This window comes from Priestia sp. YIM B13491 (genome assembly GCF_042787605.1).
Taxonomy (GTDB): Bacteria; Bacillota; Bacilli; order Bacillales; family Bacillaceae_H; genus Priestia; species Priestia megaterium_E.
Genome location: NZ_JBHZOR010000001.1, coordinates 657,825 through 680,396, shown reverse-complemented (window position 1 = coordinate 680,396; position 22,572 = coordinate 657,825). Strand labels below are relative to the sequence as shown.

General features: G+C 40.2%; 23 protein-coding genes. All 23 read right to left on the bottom strand.

Going from position 1 to position 22,572, the window contains the following annotated elements:
• Window positions 1–27: 27 nt before the first annotated feature.
• Window positions 28–930, bottom strand: coding sequence for a succinate--CoA ligase subunit alpha (sucD, locus tag ACFX4E_RS03495; protein ID WP_013058889.1), 903 nt, complete (start codon window positions 928–930; stop codon window positions 28–30).
• A gap of 18 nt (window positions 931–948) precedes the next feature.
• Window positions 949–2,109, bottom strand: coding sequence for an ADP-forming succinate--CoA ligase subunit beta (gene sucC / locus ACFX4E_RS03490; RefSeq protein ID WP_013058890.1), 1,161 nt, complete (start codon window positions 2,107–2,109; stop codon window positions 949–951).
• Window positions 2,110–2,478: 369 nt separating this feature from the next.
• On the bottom strand, window positions 2,479–3,246 hold the full coding sequence (locus ACFX4E_RS03485) for a ribonuclease HII (protein ID WP_377258783.1): 768 nt from the start codon (window positions 3,244–3,246) through the stop codon (window positions 2,479–2,481).
• A gap of 107 nt (window positions 3,247–3,353) precedes the next feature.
• Window positions 3,354–4,220 carry a ribosome biogenesis GTPase YlqF gene (gene ylqF, locus ACFX4E_RS03480; protein WP_028410801.1) on the bottom strand — a complete coding sequence of 289 codons (867 nt, stop codon included), beginning with the start codon at window positions 4,218–4,220 and terminating at the stop codon, window positions 3,354–3,356.
• A gap of 21 nt (window positions 4,221–4,241) precedes the next feature.
• Window positions 4,242–4,793, bottom strand: a complete 552-nt coding sequence (gene lepB, locus ACFX4E_RS03475; RefSeq protein ID WP_013058893.1) for a signal peptidase I — start codon at window positions 4,791–4,793, stop codon at window positions 4,242–4,244.
• A 180-nt stretch (window positions 4,794–4,973) separates the two neighbouring features.
• Window positions 4,974–5,318, bottom strand: a complete 345-nt coding sequence (gene rplS / locus ACFX4E_RS03470; RefSeq protein WP_013084808.1) for a 50S ribosomal protein L19 — start codon at window positions 5,316–5,318, stop codon at window positions 4,974–4,976.
• Between the two features lie 161 nt (window positions 5,319–5,479).
• Window positions 5,480–6,220 (bottom strand): tRNA (guanosine(37)-N1)-methyltransferase TrmD, encoded by a 741-nt coding sequence (gene trmD / locus ACFX4E_RS03465; RefSeq protein WP_028410800.1) that lies wholly within the window; start codon window positions 6,218–6,220, stop codon window positions 5,480–5,482.
• Complete coding sequence (gene rimM / locus ACFX4E_RS03460) at window positions 6,220–6,732, bottom strand: ribosome maturation factor RimM (RefSeq protein WP_028410799.1); 513 nt, start codon at window positions 6,730–6,732, stop codon at window positions 6,220–6,222. The genes trmD and rimM overlap by 1 nt, the downstream gene beginning before the upstream one ends.
• A gap of 12 nt (window positions 6,733–6,744) precedes the next feature.
• Window positions 6,745–7,128 carry a YlqD family protein gene (locus ACFX4E_RS03455; protein WP_013058897.1) on the bottom strand — a complete coding sequence of 128 codons (384 nt, stop codon included), beginning with the start codon at window positions 7,126–7,128 and terminating at the stop codon, window positions 6,745–6,747.
• 151 nt (window positions 7,129–7,279) lie between these two features.
• Window positions 7,280–7,510, bottom strand: coding sequence for a KH domain-containing protein (locus ACFX4E_RS03450; RefSeq protein ID WP_013058898.1), 231 nt, complete (start codon window positions 7,508–7,510; stop codon window positions 7,280–7,282).
• Between the two features lie 11 nt (window positions 7,511–7,521).
• Window positions 7,522–7,794, bottom strand: a complete 273-nt coding sequence (rpsP, locus tag ACFX4E_RS03445; RefSeq protein ID WP_013058899.1) for a 30S ribosomal protein S16 — start codon at window positions 7,792–7,794, stop codon at window positions 7,522–7,524.
• A gap of 136 nt (window positions 7,795–7,930) precedes the next feature.
• Window positions 7,931–9,274, bottom strand: coding sequence for a signal recognition particle protein (gene ffh, locus ACFX4E_RS03440; RefSeq protein ID WP_013058900.1), 1,344 nt, complete (start codon window positions 9,272–9,274; stop codon window positions 7,931–7,933).
• 12 nt (window positions 9,275–9,286) lie between these two features.
• Window positions 9,287–9,619, bottom strand: coding sequence for a putative DNA-binding protein (locus tag ACFX4E_RS03435; protein WP_025750337.1), 333 nt, complete (start codon window positions 9,617–9,619; stop codon window positions 9,287–9,289).
• Window positions 9,620–9,891: 272 nt separating this feature from the next.
• Window positions 9,892–10,890, bottom strand: a complete 999-nt coding sequence (ftsY, locus tag ACFX4E_RS03430; RefSeq protein ID WP_013058902.1) for a signal recognition particle-docking protein FtsY — start codon at window positions 10,888–10,890, stop codon at window positions 9,892–9,894.
• A 25-nt stretch (window positions 10,891–10,915) separates the two neighbouring features.
• Window positions 10,916–14,476 carry a chromosome segregation protein SMC gene (gene smc, locus ACFX4E_RS03425; protein WP_377258780.1) on the bottom strand — a complete coding sequence of 1,187 codons (3,561 nt, stop codon included), beginning with the start codon at window positions 14,474–14,476 and terminating at the stop codon, window positions 10,916–10,918.
• A gap of 77 nt (window positions 14,477–14,553) precedes the next feature.
• On the bottom strand, window positions 14,554–15,300 hold the full coding sequence (gene rnc, locus ACFX4E_RS03420; protein WP_028410797.1) for a ribonuclease III: 747 nt from the start codon (window positions 15,298–15,300) through the stop codon (window positions 14,554–14,556).
• A 181-nt stretch (window positions 15,301–15,481) separates the two neighbouring features.
• Complete coding sequence (acpP, locus tag ACFX4E_RS03415; protein ID WP_013058905.1) at window positions 15,482–15,715, bottom strand: acyl carrier protein; 234 nt, start codon at window positions 15,713–15,715, stop codon at window positions 15,482–15,484.
• 138 nt (window positions 15,716–15,853) lie between these two features.
• Entirely contained in the window at window positions 15,854–16,594 is a 741-nt protein-coding gene (gene fabG / locus ACFX4E_RS03410) for a 3-oxoacyl-[acyl-carrier-protein] reductase (protein ID WP_013058906.1), read from the bottom strand.
• Between the two features lies 1 nt (window position 16,595).
• Window positions 16,596–17,540, bottom strand: coding sequence for an ACP S-malonyltransferase (fabD, locus tag ACFX4E_RS03405; protein WP_377258777.1), 945 nt, complete (start codon window positions 17,538–17,540; stop codon window positions 16,596–16,598).
• Window positions 17,541–17,543: 3 nt separating this feature from the next.
• The gene (gene plsX / locus ACFX4E_RS03400) at window positions 17,544–18,548 is read right to left on the bottom strand and encodes a phosphate acyltransferase PlsX (RefSeq protein WP_098626929.1); all 1,005 of its coding nucleotides are present in this window, start codon (window positions 18,546–18,548) and stop codon (window positions 17,544–17,546) included.
• Between the two features lie 20 nt (window positions 18,549–18,568).
• The gene (gene fapR / locus ACFX4E_RS03395; RefSeq protein ID WP_013058909.1) at window positions 18,569–19,132 is read right to left on the bottom strand and encodes a transcription factor FapR; all 564 of its coding nucleotides are present in this window, start codon (window positions 19,130–19,132) and stop codon (window positions 18,569–18,571) included.
• A gap of 424 nt (window positions 19,133–19,556) precedes the next feature.
• A complete protein-coding gene (gene recG / locus ACFX4E_RS03390) occupies window positions 19,557–21,605 on the bottom strand; it encodes an ATP-dependent DNA helicase RecG (protein WP_377258774.1) in 2,049 nt (682 codons plus the stop codon).
• Window positions 21,598–22,485: an L-serine ammonia-lyase, iron-sulfur-dependent, subunit alpha gene (gene sdaAA / locus ACFX4E_RS03385; RefSeq protein WP_377258771.1), complete on the bottom strand. Its 888-nt coding sequence runs from the start codon at window positions 22,483–22,485 to the stop codon at window positions 21,598–21,600. Before sdaAA ends, recG begins: the two co-directional genes overlap by 8 nt.
• Between the last annotated feature and the right edge of the window lie 87 nt (window positions 22,486–22,572).

The window sequence follows — 22,572 nt, the reverse complement described above, 5'->3', positions numbered from 1 at the left end:
CAGTCAAAGGAGGCTATATGTCTTCTATTAATGAGTCTTACACTGCTCGTAAATGCCTTGTTCTTTTAACACTTTAATAAGTGTTTCTCCCATAACAGATGGTGTTTCAGCTACTTGGATACCGCACTCATTCATTGTTTTAATTTTTTCAGATGCTGTCCCTTTACCACCTGAAATAATAGCACCAGCATGGCCCATACGTTTTCCTGGAGGTGCTGTTTGACCGCCAATGAAGCCAACCACAGGTTTTGTCATGTTTGCTTTTACCCATTCTGCCGCTTCTTCTTCTGCCGTACCGCCGATTTCACCAATCATAATTACTGCATACGTATCTTCATCTTCATTAAACGCTTTTAATACATCGATAAAGTTCGTGCCGTTCACTGGGTCACCACCGATACCAACAGCTGTTGATTGGCCAATGCCAGCTTCAGAAAGTTGATGAACAGCTTCATATGTTAATGTACCAGAACGTGAAACTACACCTACATGACCTTTTTTGTGAATGTACCCTGGCATAATTCCAATTTTACATTCTTCCGGTGTAATAACACCTGGGCAGTTAGGTCCCACAAGGCGCGTACGTTTTCCTTCCATATAACGCTTTACTTTTACCATATCTAATACTGGAATACCTTCCGTAATACAAATAACTAAATCTAAATCTGCGTCAACTGCTTCAATAATGGAGTCAGCTGCGAATGCTGGCGGAACATATACAACAGAAGCCGTTGCGCCTGTTTTTTCTTTTGCCTCGGCAACCGTATTAAATACCGGAACACCTTCTACTTCTAAGCCGCCTTTACCTGGTGTTACGCCACCAACAATTTTCGTTCCATATTCTAACATTTGCTGTGTATGAAAAAGGCCAACTCCGCCTGTAATTCCTTGTACAATTACTTTTGTATCTTGATTAATAAATACGCTCATTCCTATCCCCCAGCCTTTCTATTTCACTAGTGAAACGATTTTTTGTGCGCCGTCTGCCATAGATTCAGCAGCTGTGATATTTAAGCCTGATTTTTGTAAAATTTCTTTTCCAAGTTCAACGTTTGTTCCTTCTAAGCGAACAACTAATGGAAGGCTTAATCCAACTTGTTTCGTTGCTTCAACAACACCTGTTGCAATAACATCACATTTCATAATCCCGCCGAAAATATTAACGAAAATACCTTTTACATTTTGGTCAGATAAAATAATTTTGAATGCTTCTGTTACTTTTTCAGCAGTTGCGCCGCCCCCAACATCCAGGAAGTTAGCAGGGTCGCCTCCGTAATGTTTAATAATATCCATCGTTGCCATTGCTAAACCTGCACCGTTTACCATACAACCGATATTACCATCTAGTGAAATGTAGCTTAAGTCGTATTTAGATGCTTCAATTTCTTTAGCATCTTCCTCTTCAAGGTCACGATATTCAAGAATATCTTTTTGACGATACAGCGCATTTGAATCAAAGTTTAACTTCGCATCCAATGCCATAACGTCTCCGTCACCTGTTACAACTAGAGGATTAATCTCTGCAATTGAGCAGTCTTTTTCAACAAATACTGTATATAAACCTGTCATGAACTTAACTGCTTTTCCAACTAGTTCTTTTGGAATATTAATATTAAATGCAAGTCTGCGAGCTTGGAATGCTTGTAAACCAATCGCAGGATCCACATATTCTTTAAAGATTTTTTCAGGCGTTTTTTCCGCCACTTCTTCAATTTCAGTTCCACCTTCTTCAGAACCCATCAATACAACTTGAGATGTTGCACGATCAAGAACTAAACCGATGTAGTATTCTTTCTTAATATCGCATCCCTCTTCAACTAACAAGCGCTTAACTTCTTTTCCTTCAGGGCCTGTTTGGTGTGTTACGAGGGTCTTTCCTAAAATATCTTGTGCATATGTACGAACTTCATCTAAGTTTTTTGCTACTTTGACACCGCCCGCTTTACCGCGTCCACCAGCATGGATTTGTGCTTTCACCACTGATACTTGTGAACCTAATTCCTTTGCTGCTTCAACTGCTTCTTCAACAGTAAAAGCTACTCGACCGTTTGGTACTGCAACCCCATATTTTCTGAGTAGTTCTTTTCCTTGATACTCATGGATATTCATTTCCCATCCTCCTAACATAATCAACCACAAAACTATACTGCACAAAATAGACTGCGCTTTCATTGTATAAAAATAATTGTCTAATTGTCTACTATTCTAGTGAAAAATATTGAAATAATAAGAAAATTGATATTTTTATGGAGATAGTACTTAACCATACCTTATGAGGTCAATGAGACTCTGCGGACGTTAAACGTACGGTTGATCATGTAAATCAACCTTCACAACTGAAGCGAACTGAGAGGAAAATAATTTACGAACTTCACCCTCTGCAATATCTCCACTTAAATAAGCTATATCCTTTTTAAGCCTAAAATCCCGCATGTGAAACATGCGCTAAAAAGCAGAGATATGCTTGGGTATCATGTTCTAGTTTACTTGGTTTTTTATTGGTGCAAAAGATCGGCGGTGTTCTGGCAAAATTCCATATTGGTCGATTGCTTCTAAATGTTGTTTTGTTCCATATCCCATATGTTTTTCGAATTCGTATGCAGGATAGCGTTCACCAAGTTCTTTCATCATTCGATCTCGCGTCACTTTTGCAATAACAGAACTTGCAGCAATGGAAATGCTTGTAGCATCGCCTTTGATGATTGACTGCTGTGAAATAGGCACCGGCAGCTTCATCGCATCAATAAGCAGTTCATCAGGCTGGACAGCTAGAAGTTCAATTGCTTCAGTCATTGCCTTTTTTGTTGCTTCATAAATATTAATAGAATCAATGACCTCTGCGTCTATAATACCTATACCGATAGCGACAGCGCTTTTACAAATTTCTTCATAAAACGCTTCTCGCTTTGCTTCTGATAACTTCTTTGAATCCGTCAAACCAGGGAGAAAAAAATCCGGCGGCAAAATAACAGCAGCAGCTACTACCGGTCCTGCTAACGGTCCTCTTCCTACTTCATCTACTCCGGCAATATAGGTTGCTCCTTGATTGTATAATTCGTTTTCATATGCCATCATTTCATCAAACTGTTTCTTCAAGCCCTCAGCGGCTTCAAATTGCCTTTGTTTTTGAATAATAACCTGCTGCACACCTTTACGCTCATCTTGCGCATATGCCTTAAATAAAGCATCTTCCGGGCTTCTAACTTGCTTTAGTTCTTCTTTTATTTCCTTAATACTCTTTTTCATTAGCTCCACCTTCTTTATATCAACATTTTCATGCGGCACTTTTACATAAAAAACGCCTCATGCTAAAAAGGCAGAGGCGTTTTTTGTTTCAGTTTGCAATGTATTGCTTACAGCTGCTGTTCAGCTTCACTTGGATCATCAAATGTAAAGGTGCCAATTTTATCCGTTCGAATTTCTCGAAGAACAAGCTCAGCCGTTTTATCGTAATCCACCATGCCGCCACCCATTAAACAGCCGCGGCGCGACCCAATTGCATCAAAAAGCTCTACAATGTCTTCAGGGATTTCATTTAAATCATAACGCTGCTTTAATTGTTCTGGGTAATGGCTAGTTAAGAAGCGCAGCGCATAAACAGCAACATCTTGCATATTTAAAATGGTATCTTTAATAGCACCCGTTGTCGCAAGCTTATATCCAACTGTTTCATCTTCAAACTTAGGCCACAAAATACCTGGCGTATCAAGTAGCTCCAGCTCATTTCCTACCTTAATCCACTGCTGTGCTTGCGTCACACCTGGACGATCTCCGGTCTTGGCGATTTTTTTACTGGCAAGGCGATTAATCAGCGTTGATTTACCAACGTTAGGAATCCCTACAATCATCGCTCGAATAGCGCGGGGTTTTTTGACTCCTTTTGCGCGCATACGGTCAAACTTCTCTTGAAGAAGTTCTTTGGAAGACGAAACAATTTGTTTCATTCCTTTACCTGCTTGTGCGTCAATAGCTAAGGCATAAATACCTTGTGCTTTGTAATAATCTAGCCACTGCTGAGTAACGCGCGGATCAGCTTTGTCCACTTTATTCAGCAATACGATTCTCGGCTTGTTCACAATAATCTCATCAATCATTGGATTTCGCGATGATTGCGGAATGCGTGCATCAACCAGTTCGTATACAATATCAATCAATTTTAGCTTTTCAGTTACTTGTCTTCTGGCCTTGGCCATGTGGCCAGGAAACCATTGAATTGTCATATTTTACTCACCTTTTATATTTTACTTTGCAAAACGCGCTTCTTTAATCGGCCAGTATACGGCACTCGTTTTACCAAGCACCTTGTCCATGCTCACAAAGCCAATCTGACGGCTGTCTTTACTGTAGCGTCGATTGTCTCCCATCACGAACAAATAGCCTTCTGGCACGGTCTTTTTACCCGTTACGTCTTCTAGTTTAAAATCTTCGGTTAAATTACCGTCAATCACTTCTTTTTTATACTGATCTAAATAGGGCTCTTTATAAGCTTTTCCATTTACATATAGCGTATCATTTCGATACTCAATATGATCACCCGGCAGTCCGATAATACGTTTTATGTAATCTTTTTCCGCTGTAGCATGAAAAACAATAATATCAAAGCGATCAGGATCACCAATCTTATAGGAGAACTTATTTACAATCATTCGATTTTGGTCATGCAGCGTAGGCATCATAGAAAGGCCATCTACTACAATCGGTGCAAACAAAAAATAGCGAATTACAACAGCTAACAGTACGGCAATGGCGATTGCTTTTATCCATTCCCACAGTTCATTTTTCTTTCGAGCCATCTTCAGTCCTCCAACTCTTATGTCATACCTTTATTTTAAACGATAATGTTTGAAACGCCTAATAAATAAATAGAATAAAAAAATGATGACTTGTACGTCTATTTTTTACTGTCAGAGAACGAATCGTTCTAAAAAAACATTTGAAAAAAGGAGCTTGTATAAACAAGCTCCCCTTTACTATTATCGAATTTCTTTAATACGCGCAGCTTTACCACGTAATTCACGTAGGTAATAAAGTTTCGCACGGCGTACTTTACCGCGGCGCATTACTTCGATTTTTGCAATTTTTGGCGTATGAAGTGGGAATGTACGCTCTACACCTACACCGTAAGAAATCTTACGTACTGTAAATGTTTCGCTGATACCACCGCCACGACGCTTAATAACAACACCTTCAAATACCTGAACACGTTCACGAGTACCCTCAACGATATTTACGTGTACACGTACAGTATCACCAGGACGGAACGTAGGAAGATCTGTTTTTAATTGTTCTTTTGTAATCTCTTCGATTAATTTTTGCATCGCGTGTTTCAACTCCTTCCAACAGACGCTCATACCAATGCTTTTCAATCATTGCAGCGGAACATCGTTATAGGTGACCAGACATCTGCCCAAGCCACAAAATCTATCTTAGCACACTCTTATACCGTATGCAACAGAGTTTATGCATAAATTTTATGGATTTATGAAAGGTTGTTTTCCTCTTTTAATTGAGCTACTACTTTCTTTTGCTCTTCCGTTAGCTCCATTTTTTCAAGCATATCCGGTCTTCGAAGCAACGTGCGCTTTAAAGACTCTTTTTGGCGCCACTGTTCAATTTTTTTATGATTTCCTGACATAAGTACTTCAGGAACTGTTAAGCCTCTAAAATCAGCAGGACGCGTATAGTGCGGGTGCTCTAGTAAACCTGTACTGTGTGAGTCTTGTACAGCTGAATGATTATTGCCAAGCACATCAGGAAGCAGGCGAACAACGCTATCGATCACAACCATTGCACCAAGCTCTCCTCCAGTTAATACATAGTCACCAATTGAAATTTCATCAGTTACCAGCTGCTCACGAATCCGTTCATCATACCCTTCGTAATGACCGCAAATAAAAATTAAGTGCTCTTCCGCTGCTAGCTCTTCTGCTTTTGCCTGCGTATAGCGTTCGCCCTGGGGACAAAGCAAAACTACCCGGGGCTTCTTAGCTGTTTCAGTCAGCTTTTCTACAGCGTCAAAAATAGGCTGAGGTGTCAATACCATTCCAGCACCTCCGCCGTAAGGATAATCGTCCACATTTTGATGTTTGTTCGTAGAGTATTCTCGGAAATTAACTACATTCAGTTCAACCGCATTTTTTTCCTGTGCTTTTTTCAAAATTGATTCACCAAAAACACCGTCAAACATAGAAGGAAATAGCGACAGTACATCAATTTTCATTAGTCCAATAACCCTTCCATTACCGTAATAACAATCTCTTTTTCATCTATATCAATAGATTGTACAACGTCGTCGATGTAAGGAATAAGAACTTCTTTTCCGCCTTTTTTAACAACCCACACATCATTAGCTCCCGGCGTTAAAATTTCTTTGACCGTTCCTACCTCTACCCCGTCTTCTGTTTTTACTGTACACCCAATAATTTCGTGGAAATAGAATTCACCGTCTTCTAAATCCGTTAGCTGCTCCTCAGGGATTTTCACTTCACAGTTTTTATACTGCTCAACATCATTTACGTTGTGGTAGCCTTCGAATGTAAGCAGATCAAAATTTTTATGCCTGCGGTGGCTTGCTACCGTTACTTCTACCGGCTCGCTTTGCTTTTCTTTGAAGATATAAAGTTTATTTCCTTTTTCATAGCGCTCATCAGCAAAATCCGTAGTTGATACAATACGAACTTCTCCTTTTACACCGTGGGTATTCACAATTTTTCCAACCTTAAACCATTCCATGCTTCTTCACCTCTATCTAATCTCAACAACTTTGCTATCTTTTATAATAATTGTTTTACTTTCTTTTATCTTTTCCCAATCATCGCCGATTTTTACCTCTACCAAGGCATCCAGTTCCGTTTCAACGAGTTCGCTCCCTAAAGGAAGCTTTTCTAATTGCGTCAGCTGAAAGTTCAACACTTCAATTTTTTCAAGGCGAGCGGATTTTTCTTTTTCAAACTGACTATGTAATAAAGAAGAACCTTTATTGGCTTTTTCCATGTGCTTTAACTGAAATTTCAGCTGTTCCATCTCTTTTTCAAGCGCCTGCTTGCGGTTTATAAAACGATTTTCAAGATCTTGTTTGCTTGCTTCAGTTAACACTTGTTTCACAACCACTTTTTGAATAATGTTCAAAACGTTCCCTCCGCTCTCAAGATAGTGACCTTGTGCTTTTTACATGCATATTGAAATAGCTGCTTCTTGCTCGCAAAAGACTTACTGTGATCAAAACGTTCATCTTATCATAACATAAAAAAAGGGCGAGGTTATCCCTCTCCCTTTTTGATTACTCTTGAATTTTCACATACACTTTTTTACCTTGCTGTGATGCTGCTGCATTCACAACAGTTCGAATCGCTTTTGCAACGCGGCCTTGTTTGCCAATTACTTTGCCGACATCTTCTTGGTGAACAGTAAGGATGTACGTCACTTGACGTTCATCTTCTTGTTCCTCCACTTTAACATCAGCTGGGTAATCAACAAGCGGCTTTACAATTGTTTCGATTAGTGATGTCATCTCGAGTGAAATTATTTTCCTAATTTAGCATTATGGAATTTTTCCATGATGCCTTCGTTAGAGAAAAGGTTACGAACTGTATCAGATGGTTTAGCACCATTTTGTAACCATTTAAGAGCTAGCTCTTCATCGATTTTAACTTCAGCTGGTTGAACTACAGGATTGTAAGTTCCAACTACTTCGATGTAACGTCCATCACGTGGTGAACGAGAGTCTGCTGCTACGATACGATAGAAAGGAGATTTTTTAGCTCCCATACGTTTTAAACGAATTTTTACTGCCATTTTATAAAGCACCTCCGAATATGTTTCAACAAGATAATATAATATCAAATAGGTAAAATGTTTGTAAAGGTTTTTTTCTTAACACTAGAAAAATATTTTATTTTCTTTGGTTTTTCAGTCCAAATCAAGCGTTTTATCATGAAAAGAATGGAAGTTTCATACCCTTTTTCTTGCCTTTTGACATATTTGTCATTTGTTTCATCATTTTTTTCATATCTTCAAATTGTTTAAGCAAACGGTTAACTTCTTGTACAGAACGTCCGCTTCCTTTTGCAATACGCTTTCTTCGACTTGCATTAATGATTTCAGGGTTTGTTTTTTCCGCTTTCGTCATAGAACGAATAATTGCTTCTACATGATTAATTTGCTTTTCATCAACCTGCAGGTTTTTGAGCCCCTTTACTTTATTGGCGCCCGGAAGCATACCAATCAGCTCATCAAGCGGTCCCATTTGACGCACCTGAGCAAGTTGATCTAAAAAGTCATCAAATGTAAATGACTGCGTGCGCAGCTTAGCTTCAAGCTCTTTTGCTTTTTCAGCATCTACATTGGCCTGAGCCTTTTCGATAAGCGTCAGCACATCACCCATACCTAAGATACGGGAAGCCATACGCTCTGGATGGAATGCTTCAATAGCATCCATTTTTTCTCCAAGACCGACAAATTTAATTGGTGTATCGGTTACTGCACGAATAGAAAGCGCTGCACCACCGCGCGTATCGCCGTCTAGTTTCGTTAATACAACTCCAGTTAATCCTAATTGCTTATTAAAGCTATCCGCAACGTTTACTGCATCTTGACCCGTCATCGCATCGACAACAAGGAAAATTTCGTCTGGGTTAGAAAGCTCTTTGATCTGTTCTAACTCCTCCATTAGATTTTCATCAACATGCAAACGTCCCGCTGTATCAATTAATACATAATCGTGATGCTCTTCTTTCGCATGAGCAATAGCTTGTTTCGCAATCTCCACAGGACTTACTTGATCACCTAATGAAAAAACAGACATGCTAAGCTGTTTTCCTAGTGTTTCAAGCTGTTTAATAGCTGCCGGACGATAAATATCTGCTGCTACAAGCAATGGATTACGGTTATATTTTTTACGTAATAAATTGGCAAGTTTACCGGTTGTTGTTGTTTTACCTGCACCTTGAAGTCCAACCATCATAATTACAGTTGGAGCTTTCGGAGCTACTGCAATCTTGCTTTGCTCTCCGCCCATAAGTGCAGTTAATTCTTCTTGTACAACCTTAATAACTTGTTGTCCAGGCGTTAAGCTCTTAAGAACGTCTTGACCTACAGCACGTTCGCTTACGCGCTTAACAAAGTCTTTTACTACTTTAAAGTTTACATCGGCTTCTAAAAGGGCAAGTCTAACTTCACGCATCATTTCTTTAACGTCAGCTTCGTTAACTTTTCCTTTTCCTTTTAACTTTTGCAGTGTGCTTTGCAAACGGTCGGCTAATCCTTCAAATGCCATATACGCCGCCCCCTAATCTAATTTCTCGAGCGAATCAAGAAGAGAAGAAAGCTTACTATTCTTGTGTAAGTCGGCTGCAAGTTCGTCTTTCAGTTGTTGAACAATTGATTGACGCTCTTGAAACCGTTGAAATAACAATAGCTTTTCCTCATATTGTTCAAGCATTTGCTCTGTACGTTTTATATTATCATAAACTGCTTGACGACTCACATCAAATTCTTCCGCTATTTCACCGAGGGAATAATCATCCAAGTAATAAAGTGACATATAACTTCTTTGTTTGGGCGTCAACAGCGCCTGATAGAAGTCAAATAAGTAATTCATTCTTGTTGTTTTTTCGAGCATATGCACGCTCTTTTCAACCATCTGACCGCCCCCTTGTTAAGTGAAAAGCCTTTACATGTTATTAGTTTAACTAGGCGAGGTTTGAATGTCAAGTTTTTTCCTTAACACCTCACATTTTCCCACTTAAAAGAGATGGAGACATAACTAAATTACTTCAATTTAAAGACGAATAAATATGAAACCTGCGTCCATCCTACTAATAAAAAATCCGAACGATTAACCGTTCGGATCTTCCTTCAACTAAGATACTTATATCCTAGCCTCTTTTTAGATTACGCCTCTTTTTCTGTTTCTTCTTCTACAGCATTGGCAAATAATCCATAAATATATTGCTCCGTGTCAAACGGCTGAAGATCGTCCACTTTTTCTCCAAGTCCAACGAATTTAACAGGAAGCTTCAGTTCGTTTCGAATGGCAAGAACAATTCCACCTTTAGCCGTACCATCTAGTTTTGTCAACACAATTCCCGTCACGTTCGTTGCTTCTGAGAATGTTTTAGCCTGACTTAAAGCGTTTTGACCCGTCGTCGCATCAAGTACAAGCAGTACTTCATGAGGAGCACCAGGAATTTCTCGCTCAATAACACGCTTTACTTTCTCTAATTCTTTCATTAAATTCACTTTATTTTGAAGGCGGCCTGCTGTATCACATAGTAAAACATCTGCTTTTCGAGCCTTGGCTGACTGAACAGCGTCATACATGACAGCGGCAGGGTCAGAACCTGCAGATTGCTTAATAACATCAACACCAACGCGTTCTCCCCATACTTCTAACTGCTCAATCGCACCAGCACGGAACGTATCACCTGCTGCCATTACAACTTTTTTGCCTTCTTGTTTGAATTTATGCGCAATTTTCCCAATTGTTGTTGTTTTCCCAACGCCGTTTACCCCTACAAACAAGATCACTGTTAAATCATTTTGCTGCATATTCAGTTCACCAATCTGCTCTTCACCAGACTCATAAATGTCAATTAATTTCTCAGAGATAACAGCCTGCACATCTTGAGGATCCTTAATATTACGGCGTTTCACTTCCGATTTTAAGTCATCAATTAAATCCAACACGGTAGCCACACCGACATCAGCACTAATTAAAATTTCTTCTAATTCCTCAAAAAACTCTTCGTCTACTTGACGATAGCGAGACACTAGATCATTCACGCGTTCTGAAAAAGAATTGCGCGTTTTTGATAGTCCATCTTTAAATTTTTGTGTAACAGAATCGGTTTGCATTGTAATTTTTTCTTTTAGTTTCTTAAAAAAGCTCATTCGTACCACCCTTTCATTCTATGAGTTAAACATATTGCTTTGATTCTTCTAAACGAACAGAGACTAATTTCGATACGCCAGATTCTTGCATTGTCACACCGTACAGTACATCAGCTTCTTCCATTGTACCTTTTCGGTGAGTAATAACAATGAACTGTGTTTGATTACTAAATTTGCGTAAATACGTAGCGAAGCGATGAACGTTTGCTTCATCAAGCGCCGCTTCCACCTCATCTAGCACACAAAACGGCACCGGACGTACTTTCAAAATAGAAAACAGGAGGGCAATGGCTGTTAACGAACGCTCGCCGCCTGACAGCAACCCTAGATTCTGCAGTTTTTTCCCAGGAGGCTGGGCAACAATTTCTACACCTGTATTTAATAAATCTTTCGGATCTGTTAATTTCAAATCCGCCTTTCCTCCTCCGAATAGGGAAGAGAACACTGTACCAAATTCATTGCGGATACGAGTGAACGTATCAGAAAAACGTTTCTTCATTTCCTCGTCCATTTCTTCAATCACTTGATACAGCGTATTTTTCGCTTCGTCAAGGTCCGCTCGCTGCGTATTTAAAAATTCATAGCGCTCTGAAACGCGTTCGTATTGTTCAATAGAACCTAAGTTTACGGTTCCTAATTCATCAATTGCCAGCTTAATGAGCTTGATTTTTTTCCTCGCTTCTTGAATATCTAATGTTAAAGGATATTTTTCTTTTGCTGCTTCAAAGCTAATTTCGTACTCTTCTGTCAGCTGCTGCAGACGGCTGTCTAGCTCTACGTCAATTCGATTGATTTTGACTTCTTCATCTTTTAAAGCATCCGTAATTTGTTTGTACTGACGCTGCAGCTCTTTTACAACCCTCTCTTCGTCTTCAAGTTTATTCTGGGCTTTCAACCGCTCTGATCTGCAGTCATCCATTAATTGTAACGTTTCTGTCTTTTCTTTTATTCGCTCATGCGCCGCTTCTTCGAGCTTAAGTTCACCCGAGTCATTGCTCGTGATTTCACTCGTTAAAAGAGAAAGATCATCTGTAGCTTCAGACAAACGCTGAATGGTTTGATCAAGCTCAAAGCACACTCTTTCATATTTTTCTTGCTGATTTGTGAGGAACTGTTCTTTTTTCGCAAGAAGCACTTTTACTTCTGTAAGCTCATGTTGAACCGTTTCTTTAGACGTTTGCTGTGTATGCTTGCGTGCAGCTAACTCTTCAATGTTTTTCTCTAACACATTTGCCTGCTGCTGATTTCCTTGCAAACTCGTATGCAGCTCATCAATTCGAGCGGACAAACTTGTTTGATCTTGCCTAAAGCTAGCAATATCATGATCGTACATGGTTAAACGGTCATTCACTGCTTTTTCTTCGATGTCAATTTGCTTTACTTCTCGGTCAGATTCCTGCTCTTTGTCTTTCAAGCGTTCCACAAATGCCTGCTGTTTATTAATTTCCTGTTGAAGCCCTTCAATCTGTGACTTTTTATCTTTTACATCTTGCTCGAGCACAAGCGTCTTTTGTTCCATCTCTTCTATTTTTGCCGTAATGGCTTCCACTTCACGCTGACGGCCTAATAAAGAGTTGGACTTTTGCTTCATGGAACCCCCTGTCATCGAACCACCGGGGTTGACGACATCTCCTTTAACGGTCACAAAACGATAGCGATGCTGCACAAGACGGGCAAGTTCATTTGCACCTTTTAAATCATTGACAACAATAACGGTTCCAAGCAAATTTTTAATAACTCGGTCGTAGGTAGCTTCGTATTTAACAAGAGATGAAGCGATCCCTACATACGCTTCGTGACTCTCTAGCATAGAAATAGTTTGAGCCGGAACATAACGGTCTTTTACAGACGTCAGTGGTAAAAATGTAGCTCTCCCGTAACCATTTTGTTTCAAAAAGCCAATTGCCTGACGTGCACTTTGTTCGTCTTGAACGACAATATGCTGAGCTGCTCCTCCAAGCGCAATTTCAAGCGCTGTTTCATACTCTTTTGGAACATTGATTAACTCAGCAATGGCGCCTTTGATACCTGCAAGCTTCTCATCACGCGCTTTTAACACTTCTTTTACACCGTGAAAATAACCTTCATAGTCTTCTTGCATCTCTTCAAGCATTTCTTTTCGTGATTTTGTCTGCTGCACGTACTGATAAGCTTGATAAAGCGTAGACTCTTGTTTACGATAGGCTTGCCTTAATGACTCAAGCTTCTCTCCTTGCTGCTTATACACGTGTACAGCCTGCTGAAGCTCTTGACGAAACTGAGCAAGCCTTTTGATCGCCGCTTCTTTTCGCTGCGTTAATTCACGGCGCTGTTCTACGTATTGCTCGTTGGATTTTGTTAAACGCTGCTCTTTTTCAAACGTTTGCATTTTTTGCTGCTCTAAAAATGAAATTTCATTTCGAGCGGATGTTTGAGCGTTCGCTAATTCAAAATACTCGCTTTTCATCTGTTCAAGTTTTTCTTCTAGATTCTCGCTGTACTGCCTGAACAGCTGTTCCTGCTCAGTAAGCTTTAGACGTATCTCTTGTACTTCTTTTTGAGATTGCTCAAGATCTTTTCCTTCGCTGTCTTTTGCTTTACTTAGCTCTTGATGCTTATGAGTATACTCTTTTACTAAACGTTCCAGCTGCTCTTTATTTTGAAAGGCGTTTTTCTTACGCTCTTTTAATACTTCTTTTTTGCCTTCTAGCTTTTCTACTTCTTCACTTACATATAGTAGTTTTTTATGTAAAGAGTCTAGTTGTTCATCTATTTGCTGAATGTGCAAACGAAGGGTCTGGATTTCTCCTTCACGCGTACGAATATTCGTCGCGAGAGATTCTTCGAGCTGCTCGTGCTGAGCCATTTCAGCTTTTAATTTTTCCCATTTCTGATGAAGATCTTCAACTTCAAATACCGTAACAGCCACATCAATGTGCTCTAATTCTTCTTTTTTCTGCAAATAATCTTTTGCAATAGACGATTGAATCTGTAAAGGCTCTAACTGACCTTCAATTTCATGAAGAATATCTACCACTCGATTTAAATTTTCTTGCGTTTCGAGAAGTCGAAGCTCCGCTTTTCGTTTACGCGTTTTGTATTTTAATACACCTGCTGCTTCTTCAAAAATTTTACGGCGCTCGTCAGATTTACTGCTTAGTACTTCTTCTACTTTTCCTTGACTAATAATCGAAAAAGCTTCTCTTCCAAGTCCTGAATCCATAAATAAATCGACAATATCTTTCAAGCGGCACGGCTGGTTGTTAATAAAAAATTCACTGTCTCCTGAGCGGTACACGCGCCTTGTAATACTAACTTCATGGTAGTCAAGCGGGAGAAACTGGTCATCATTTTCTAACGTAAGCGTTACGTCAGCAACATTTACTGCACGGCGCGATTCGCTTCCTGCAAAAATAATGTCCTCCATTTTCCCTCCACGAAGCGATTTGGCTGACTGTTCTCCAAGCACCCAGCGTATGGCATCCGTAATGTTGCTTTTTCCGCTTCCATTCGGTCCTACTACCGCCGTTACACCTGGCACAAAATCTATCGATACTTTTTCTGCAAACGATTTGAACCCTGCAATATCTAATCGTTTGAGGAACATAGAAATCCCCCCTCACACATGTAATTTTTTCATAGCAAATCCCCCTTTATAACGAATACGTTAAGAGGGGGATCATTTTATTTCGTTTGACTTGCTCTAATTTTCGTAATAGCTACTTGAGCTGCTTTTTGCTCTGCTTCTTTTTTCGAACGCCCTACACCAACGCCGAGCTCTTCACCATTTAACGATACGCGAGATAAGAATTCGCGATTATGCGCTGGACCTTTTTCTTGCAAAACTTTGTATTCTAAGTGTCCAACTCCATCACGTTGAATCACTTCTTGAAGCTGGCTTTTGAAATCCATCACATGAGAAAAAGCACCTTCATTAATTTTTGGAAAGACAACTTTTTTTAGAATCGTTACTACCGTATCAAGCCCTTGGTCTAAATAAAGAGCTCCGATAAATGCTTCAAACACATCGGCCAGTAAAGCCGGTCTAGATCGGCCGCCTGTCATCTCTTCACCTTTTCCAAGTAACACTAGTTTACCAAAATCCATTTCATTTGCAAAAGTAACAAGCGACGGTTCGCACACAACTGCTGCACGAAGCTTCGTTAACTCACCTTCACTCATCGTTGGATATTTTTTAAATAGAAATTGCGATACGGTTAGCTCTAATACGGCATCTCCTAAAAACTCAAGACGCTCGTTGTCTTCATACGGTCTTCTGCGATGCTCATTCACATAGGATGAATGTGTAAATGCTTGAAAAAGAAGCGCTTCATTTGTAAACTGAATACCAATTTCCTTTTGAAACTCTGCAAAATTTTGCTTGAATTTCACGTTTATCTTTCGATCTCGATTTGAATATTGTTTAGGCATAAAATACCTCCGCTTACCTGCTTCAATTGTTTCGTAGTTTTTTCCTAACATCTCTCATTATAAAACGAGGTATCCTAAAAGATACACTACCTTTTCAAAAAAAAGAGGTCTTTTTTTGAAATTCTTAAAAAGAAGAGAAAGCCCCGCTGTTTAACGGGGCTTTTCATACATATACTACAGATTAAATTTGGCTCTGTATGTAATTAACTGCATCTCCTACAGTTGAAATTTTTTCAGCTTCTTCGTCAGAAATTTCGATATCGAATTCCTCTTCAAGCTCCATTACAAATTCAACTACGTCTAGAGAGTCAGCACCTAAGTCTTCTTTGAAACTAGATTCTAGTTTCACTTCACTTTTGTCTACACCAAGACGATCAACAATGATTGTTGTTACGCGTTCTAGTACCTCTGCCATTGTTCTTCACCTCCCCTCAAGTCATTATAGATGATTTCCATCTAAAATACTATGGTTGAATAATAAAGTTTATCGGTCGCCTAGTAAACGTCCCTTTGTACTTTATCACCAAATTACACTTTTCGTAAAGTGCCTTTTTTACATCACCATTCCGCCGTCAACGTGAATCGTTTGACCCGTAATATAACGGCTTGCATCTGATGCTAAAAACGCAACTGCGTTCGCGACATCCTCAGGCTGGCCAAAGCTTGCAAGAGGAATTTGCTTTAACATTTCCGCCTGCACTTCTTCATTCAATTTATCCGTCATGTCTGTTGCAATGAAACCAGGAGCAACTGCATTCACTGTAATATTGCGGCTTGCTAATTCTTTGGCAGTTGTTTTTGTTAAACCAATCACTCCTGATTTTGCTGCTACATAATTTGCTTGTCCAGCATTACCGCTGACGCCGACAATTGATGAAATATTAATGATGCGTCCTGCGCGTTGCTTCATCATTTGACGAGTAACCGCTTTTGTACACAAAAATACGCCTTTTAAGTTTGTATTAATAACATCATCCCATTCGTCTTCTTTCATACGCATAAGAAGATTATCACGTGTGATGCCCGCGTTGTTCACTAAAATATCTACTGAACCAAATGTAGAAATCGCTTCTTTTATCATTGCTTGTACAGAATCACTTTCCGCCACATTCGCTTGTACAGCAATTGCATCCGTTCCTAATCCTTTAATTTCATCCACTACTTCAAGAGCTTTCGCTTCACTGCCAGAATAGTTTACAACTACTTTAGCACCAAGCTTTCCGAGCTCAATTGCAACGGCACGACCAATTCCGCGAGAAGCGCCTGTTACAACCGCAACTTTCCCTTGTAACATGTTATTCTCCCCCTTTTAGTGCTTCAATCGTTGATTTTAATGATGTAAGATCATTAACAGCATAAACAGCCGCACGGCGATTTACTTTTTTCACAAGACCTGATAATACTTTTCCTGGTCCAATTTCAACAAATGTATCTACACCTTCTGCAAGAAGTGTCTCAACTGTTTCTTCCCATCTCACCGGAGAATACAGCTGTTCCATTAGCTTGTTTTGAATATCTTGACTGTCAGTAACCGGCTTTGCTGTTACGTTTGCTATGACTGGAACTTTCGCATCGCTAAAGCCCACTGTTTCTAGCGTATCACGTAGTTTTTCAGCAGCTGGCTTCATTAAACTAGAGTGGAACGGACCGCTTACCACTAGAGGAATCACGCGTTTTGCACCTTTTTCTTTGGCAAGAGCTCCAGCTTTTTCTACGCCATTTACCGTACCTGAAATAACAATTTGACCCGGACAGTTAATATTTGCAAGCTGGACAGCGTCGCCTTCGCTTGTAATTTGAGCGGTAACAGCTTCTAAATCTTCTGCTGACATGCCAAGCACTGCTGACATTGTACCTTGACCTGCTGGTACAGCTTCGTCCATATAGCGACCTCTTTTGTGAACAGCAACAACGGCATCTTCAAACGATAAAACCTCAGCAGCCACAAGCGCACTGTATTCTCCTAGACTGTGACCCGCAACAAAATCGGGTGTAATTCCGCTCGTTTTAAATGCTTCAAGCAGCATTGTACTCGTTGTTAAAAGAGCAGGTTGAGCGTGATAAGTTAACGTCAATTCTTCTTGAGGCCCTTCAAAAATAATGTTTGAAAGACTGAACCCTAAAGCTTCGTCAGCTGTATGAATCAGCTTTTTCGCTTCCTCGGTTCCATCATATAAATCTTTTCCCATACCAACAGTTTGTGACCCTTGGCCTGGAAAGATAAAAGCAATTTTCCCCATTTCTTATCTCTCCTTTTCTTCATTAGCAGTTTGTTCGATTGCTTTTTGAATAGTGGAAGACACATTGTTTTCCACCATATTCACAGCTTGCTTAATCGCGCTAAATACTGCATTCGCATCCGACGAACCGTGCGCTTTGATAACAGGCGCATGCAATCCAAACAGCCCTGCGCCTCCATATTCACTGTAATCCATTTTCGCTTTTAACCCCTGCAGCTGAGGCTTTAGCACCGCTGCGGCTAACTTGCTTTTTAACGTGCTCATTAATTCTTGTTTAATCATAGAAAACAAGGAAAGCGCCGTTCCTTCAATGCTCTTAAGAGTCATATTCCCTGTAAAACCATCTGTTACAACCACATCCGCTACGCCGTTTAGCAAATCACGGGATTCCACGTTGCCTACAAAATTGAGATCAGCATTTTTTAGCAGCTGAAAGGCTTGCTTTGTTAAATCATTTCCTTTTTTATCCTCAGTTCCAATGTTCAGCAGCCCCACTCTAGGAACTTGAATGCCGCGTACTTTTTCGGCATACACAGACCCCATCACAGCGTACTGGAGCAAATGTTCAGGCTTGGCATCAACGTTTGCACCAACGTCTAGCATTAAAAAGCCTTTTCCATCTAGTGTCGGAAGCGTCGGAGCAAGTGCTGGACGTTCAATGCCTTTGATGCGACCTACAATAAAAAGTCCCGCTGTCATTAGCGCACCTGTGTTTCCTGCTGAAATACAGGCATCCGCACGACCTTCGGCCACTTCATTTGCCATTAATACCATAGATGCTTGTTTTTTACGGCGCACAGCTCGCACTGGCTCATCAGTTGCATCAATGGTTTCTTCTGTATGAATAATTGAAATACGATCTGAATTTGTTAAATACTTTTTTATTTCTGATTCGTTTCCAATTAACGTAATATGTAATTCTTTAAATTGAGCAGTAGCTTTTTCTACACCTTCAATAATGGCTTTCGGTGCATGATCTCCGCCCATTGCATCAATAGCTAGTTTCATGTTGCGTCTCATCCTTTTTATTATTTATCCTTTGTAGAACGATACATTTTAAAAGTGCCAGAGAATACTTGCTCTTGCCCTACATAGCTGTTTACCTCAACGGTGGTTCGCACTTCACTAGTTGACAGAACTTTCGCTTTTGCTATCACTCGTTCATGAAGCTTAACAGGGCGATGATAACGGATCGACGCATCTGCTGTGAGCGCTAGTTCATTGTTAATAACAGCGACAGCTAACGAATTAGCTTGCGCAAAAAGGTGGTGACCACGAGCAATTTGATTACGCTGAAACACATGCTCTGTTTTCACATCAAAAATAGATATCGCTGATTGATCTAGTTCAATGTCGATAACTTCTCCAATTACTTCTTCAATCGGAAGCGAACGCACTTCCTCGTCTAGTTGTTTTGAAGCTACATGCTTAATACGTTCTCGCAGTTCAGGAATCGACAACTCTAGGCGGTCTAATCGAATTGTTTGAACGCTCACTGAAAAACGGTCTGCTAGTTCTTCATCCGTAATAAATGGGTTTTCTTCAATTGTCGTTTTTAATAGCTGCTGTCTTTCTTTTTTACTGCGCTTCATTGTCCACCATCCGAACTTTTAATACTAGGTACTAATAGCAGTATATAATCATTGCCTTCTAATTGCAACATTTTTCACATGCTGTATTCTGTGCATTGACGTCGTAGTAATGGCCACCAGCCGCTAACTCTTTCACTCTAAGCCGCTTTTTATCTTTATAGACGAAAAGAGATTGTCACTTCAATCTAAAGATGAACAAATGGGATAAAGGAGCTCGTATAGATTGCTTGTTACACCGCTGCTGATTTCCGTGCAAGACTTCGCTTTCCCCGCAGGAGTGCCATGCCCTTTACTTAACAGTTAGAAGCACCTACATACCCATCACATACATGAAATCTACGTTCATCACCACAATGAAAAAAATCCGAACGATTGATCGTTCGGATTTTCCTTCAACTAAACTACTTTGTTTCAGTCTCTTTTACTAATCAAATTTTTCTCCAGTCAATACGCCCGTTGCTTCTAGTTGTATTCTCAGCAGTGCAAACTGATCTTCTGTCCAAAAGCTGTCGGAATTTACAAGCTTAGCAGCATCTTCTCGAGCTACTTCAAGCGCACGGTAATCGTGCACCATATCAGCTACTTTAAACTCAGGCATCCCGCTTTGTTTTCTGCCAAAGAAATCACCAGGTCCACGAAGCTCTAAGTCTCTTTCTGATAATACAAATCCATCGTTTGTTTCCGTCATAATGGTCATTCGTTCTTTTCCAACTTCTGATTTCGGATCCGCGAGCAGAATACAATACGACTGTGCATCTCCTCGTCCTACGCGTCCTCTTAGCTGATGAAGCTGAGATAACCCAAAGCGCTCTGCATCATAAATGACCATCACGGTTGCATTCGGAACGTTCACTCCTACTTCTACAACCGTTGTTGATACTAAAATCTGCACGTCATTTACGCTAAACTGTTTCATCACTTCTTCTTTTTCATCAGGTGACAATCTTCCGTGCATGAGACCAACGCTTGCTTTTCCATTAAAATAGTGAGTGAGTGTTGCATGTACATCAATTGCATTTTGAACATCCAGCTTGTCCGATTCTTCAATCAACGGACAAATAACGTAAGCTTGTCTGCCGTCATGTATTTCTTTTTCAACGAAATGTAAAATACGTTCAAGCATATCATGTTTTACCCAGTATGTTTCAATTGCCTTACGTCCTGCTGGCATTTCATCAATAATGGACACATCCATTTCTCCAAACACCGTAATAGCAAGAGTTCTTGGAATAGGAGTCGCCGTCATAAACAGTACATCCGGACTCTCTCCTTTTTCACGTAAAACCCGGCGCTGCCCAACTCCAAAGCGGTGCTGTTCATCCGTAATGACGAGCCCTAAGCTATTATATATAACTTCGTCTTGAATTAAGGCATGTGTACCTACTAATACATGAACATCTCCGCCTTTCACTCGCTGAAGCAGCTCTCTTCTTGCTTTTCCTTTAACAGACCCTGTTAGCAAGCCTACGCTGATTCCTACCTTTTCAAGCATCGTAGTCAATGACTCAGCATGCTGTTCAGCTAAAATTTCAGTCGGTACCATTAAAGCACCTTGATGCCCTGCTAAAACAGTGGCGTATAAAGCAACCGCTGCTACGACTGTTTTACCTGACCCTACATCACCTTGCAGCAAGCGATTCATGCGATAAGGCGATTTCATATCGTGCGTAATTTCGTTTACTACACGTTTTTGAGCGTTTGTTAACGGAAACGGCAGCAAGTTCGTGAAGTTTACCAGCTCAGTTGAATCAAACGCTTGCTTCATTCCAGGCGTTTCTTCTCTTTCGCGCTTTCTAAGCGCCTGCATTTTTAATTGAAAAAGTAGAAATTCTTCATAGACAAATCGACGTCTTGCTTGTTTTAAATCTTCATGATCACGAGGTAAGTGAATACTTCTAACCGCTTCTTCACGCGTTACTAGTTTGTATCTAGAACGAATAGAAGCCGGGAGCATATCCTGAATGCTGCTGCCATAATTCTTCAACGCAAGAGAGACGAACTTCCGCATTCCTTTGACCGTTAAGCTGCCTTTAACCGAGTAAACAGGCTCAATCGTTTGATTTTTAACAAACGGAGAAAATTGAAGCTCCTGCAAGTTAATCGTTTGCCGATGCTGATCCCATTTCCCCGTAACCGTAACAGTTTGATCGATTTCTAACTTTGATTTATAGTAAGGGCGATTAAAACAAGTAACCGTAATCAAATAGCGGTTTACTAGCAGCCGAAACGTCAGGCGCGAACGTTTTTTTCCGTAATACGTAAGCGAGGGGACGCTGTGAACCTTTCCTTCTACGGTGACCTTTTCGTCGTGCTTTGCTTCAGCCAAATCTTTTAACTCATAATCTTCATAGCGGTATGGGAAATGTTCTAACAAGTCATGCACACTGTGAATATGCATATCCTCTAATGCTTGTGCTGTTTCCTCTCCAATACCTTTAATGGTTTTAATTGAAATAGTTGTTAGTTCATTCACTTTTATTTAATGCAATACCAAAGATCTTCGCTTCAAGCTCGCGACCTGTTGGTGTTGCCGCTAAGCCTCCTTGTGCAGTTTCTCGTAATGCAACCGGCATTGTTTGACCAATTTTATACATAGCATCAATGACTTCATCACATGGAATACGACTTGTAATGCCTGCTAAGGCCATATCTGCTGCAATCATTGCATTCGCCGCTCCCATTGCGTTTCGTTTCACACATGGAACTTCTACTAGCCCCGCTACTGGGTCACATACTAATCCTAGCATATTTTTGAGAGTAATTGCCATTGCTTCAGCTGCCTGACTAGGTGTACCTCCTGCCATTTCAACAATCGCTGCAGCTGCCATACCTGAAGCTGAACCAACTTCTGCTTGACATCCGCCTGCTGCTCCTGAAATAGACGCATTATTGGCTACAACAAACCCAAAAGCACCTGATGTAAATAAAAATTCAATCATTTCTTTACGAGTTGGGTTTAGCTTATGTTGCACTGCAAACAGCGTTCCTGGCACTACCCCCGCAGATCCAGCAGTAGGGGTTGCACAGATTGTCCCCATTGCCGCATTTACTTCGTTTGTCGCTACAGCTTTGCTGACTGCATCTAAAATTAAATTTCCAGATAAAGATTTTCCACTTTGAATATAGTTTTGAAGCAGCACTGCATCTCCGCCTGTTAAACCTGTAACAGACTGTACCCCTTTTAAACCGCGTTCAACCGCTTCTTCCATAACCGTTAAGTTCCGGTCCATTTTTTCCATGATTTCTTCACGAGTAACTCCCGTGATATCTATTTCCTGTTGAATCATAATCTCTGCAATTTTTAAATTTTGACTTTCTGCTAATTCTACTAGTTCTGCTACGTTTCGAAACATAGTAACCTCCGCTATTATTCTGTCTTATTTTCACTTCAGAATCATCTATAACCACTCGGCTCCAGTTATTCTCTCAAACCGTTCCTA

Coding starts and splice junctions, on each gene's coding strand:
- sucD (WP_013058889.1), bottom strand. CDS start 930: ATGAGCGTATTTATTAATCAAGATACAAAAGTAATTGTACAAGGAATT.
- sucC (WP_013058890.1), bottom strand. CDS start 2,109: ATGAATATCCATGAGTATCAAGGAAAAGAACTACTCAGAAAATATGGG.
- ACFX4E_RS03485 (WP_377258783.1), bottom strand. CDS start 3,246: ATGAAAAAGAGTATTAAGGAAATAAAAGAAGAACTAAAGCAAGTTAGA.
- ylqF (WP_028410801.1), bottom strand. CDS start 4,220: ATGACAATTCAATGGTTTCCTGGCCACATGGCCAAGGCCAGAAGACAA.
- lepB (WP_013058893.1), bottom strand. CDS start 4,793: ATGGCTCGAAAGAAAAATGAACTGTGGGAATGGATAAAAGCAATCGCC.
- rplS (WP_013084808.1), bottom strand. CDS start 5,318: ATGCAAAAATTAATCGAAGAGATTACAAAAGAACAATTAAAAACAGAT.
- trmD (WP_028410800.1), bottom strand. CDS start 6,220: ATGAAAATTGATGTACTGTCGCTATTTCCTTCTATGTTTGACGGTGTT.
- rimM (WP_028410799.1), bottom strand. CDS start 6,732: ATGGAATGGTTTAAGGTTGGAAAAATTGTGAATACCCACGGTGTAAAA.
- ACFX4E_RS03450 (WP_013058898.1), bottom strand. CDS start 7,510: ATGACATCACTAATCGAAACAATTGTAAAGCCGCTTGTTGATTACCCA.
- rpsP (WP_013058899.1), bottom strand. CDS start 7,794: ATGGCAGTAAAAATTCGTTTAAAACGTATGGGAGCTAAAAAATCTCCT.
- ffh (WP_013058900.1), bottom strand. CDS start 9,274: ATGGCATTTGAAGGATTAGCCGACCGTTTGCAAAGCACACTGCAAAAG.
- ACFX4E_RS03435 (WP_025750337.1), bottom strand. CDS start 9,619: ATGCTCGAAAAAACAACAAGAATGAATTACTTATTTGACTTCTATCAG.
- ftsY (WP_013058902.1), bottom strand. CDS start 10,890: ATGAGCTTTTTTAAGAAACTAAAAGAAAAAATTACAATGCAAACCGAT.
- smc (WP_377258780.1), bottom strand. CDS start 14,476: ATGTTCCTCAAACGATTAGATATTGCAGGGTTCAAATCGTTTGCAGAA.
- rnc (WP_028410797.1), bottom strand. CDS start 15,300: ATGCCTAAACAATATTCAAATCGAGATCGAAAGATAAACGTGAAATTC.
- acpP (WP_013058905.1), bottom strand. CDS start 15,715: ATGGCAGAGGTACTAGAACGCGTAACAACAATCATTGTTGATCGTCTT.
- fabG (WP_013058906.1), bottom strand. CDS start 16,594: ATGTTACAAGGGAAAGTTGCGGTTGTAACAGGCGCTTCTCGCGGAATT.
- fabD (WP_377258777.1), bottom strand. CDS start 17,540: ATGGGGAAAATTGCTTTTATCTTTCCAGGCCAAGGGTCACAAACTGTT.
- plsX (WP_098626929.1), bottom strand. CDS start 18,548: ATGAAACTAGCTATTGATGCAATGGGCGGAGATCATGCACCGAAAGCC.
- fapR (WP_013058909.1), bottom strand. CDS start 19,132: ATGAAGCGCAGTAAAAAAGAAAGACAGCAGCTATTAAAAACGACAATT.
- sdaAA (WP_377258771.1), bottom strand. CDS start 22,485: ATGTTTCGAAACGTAGCAGAACTAGTAGAATTAGCAGAAAGTCAAAAT.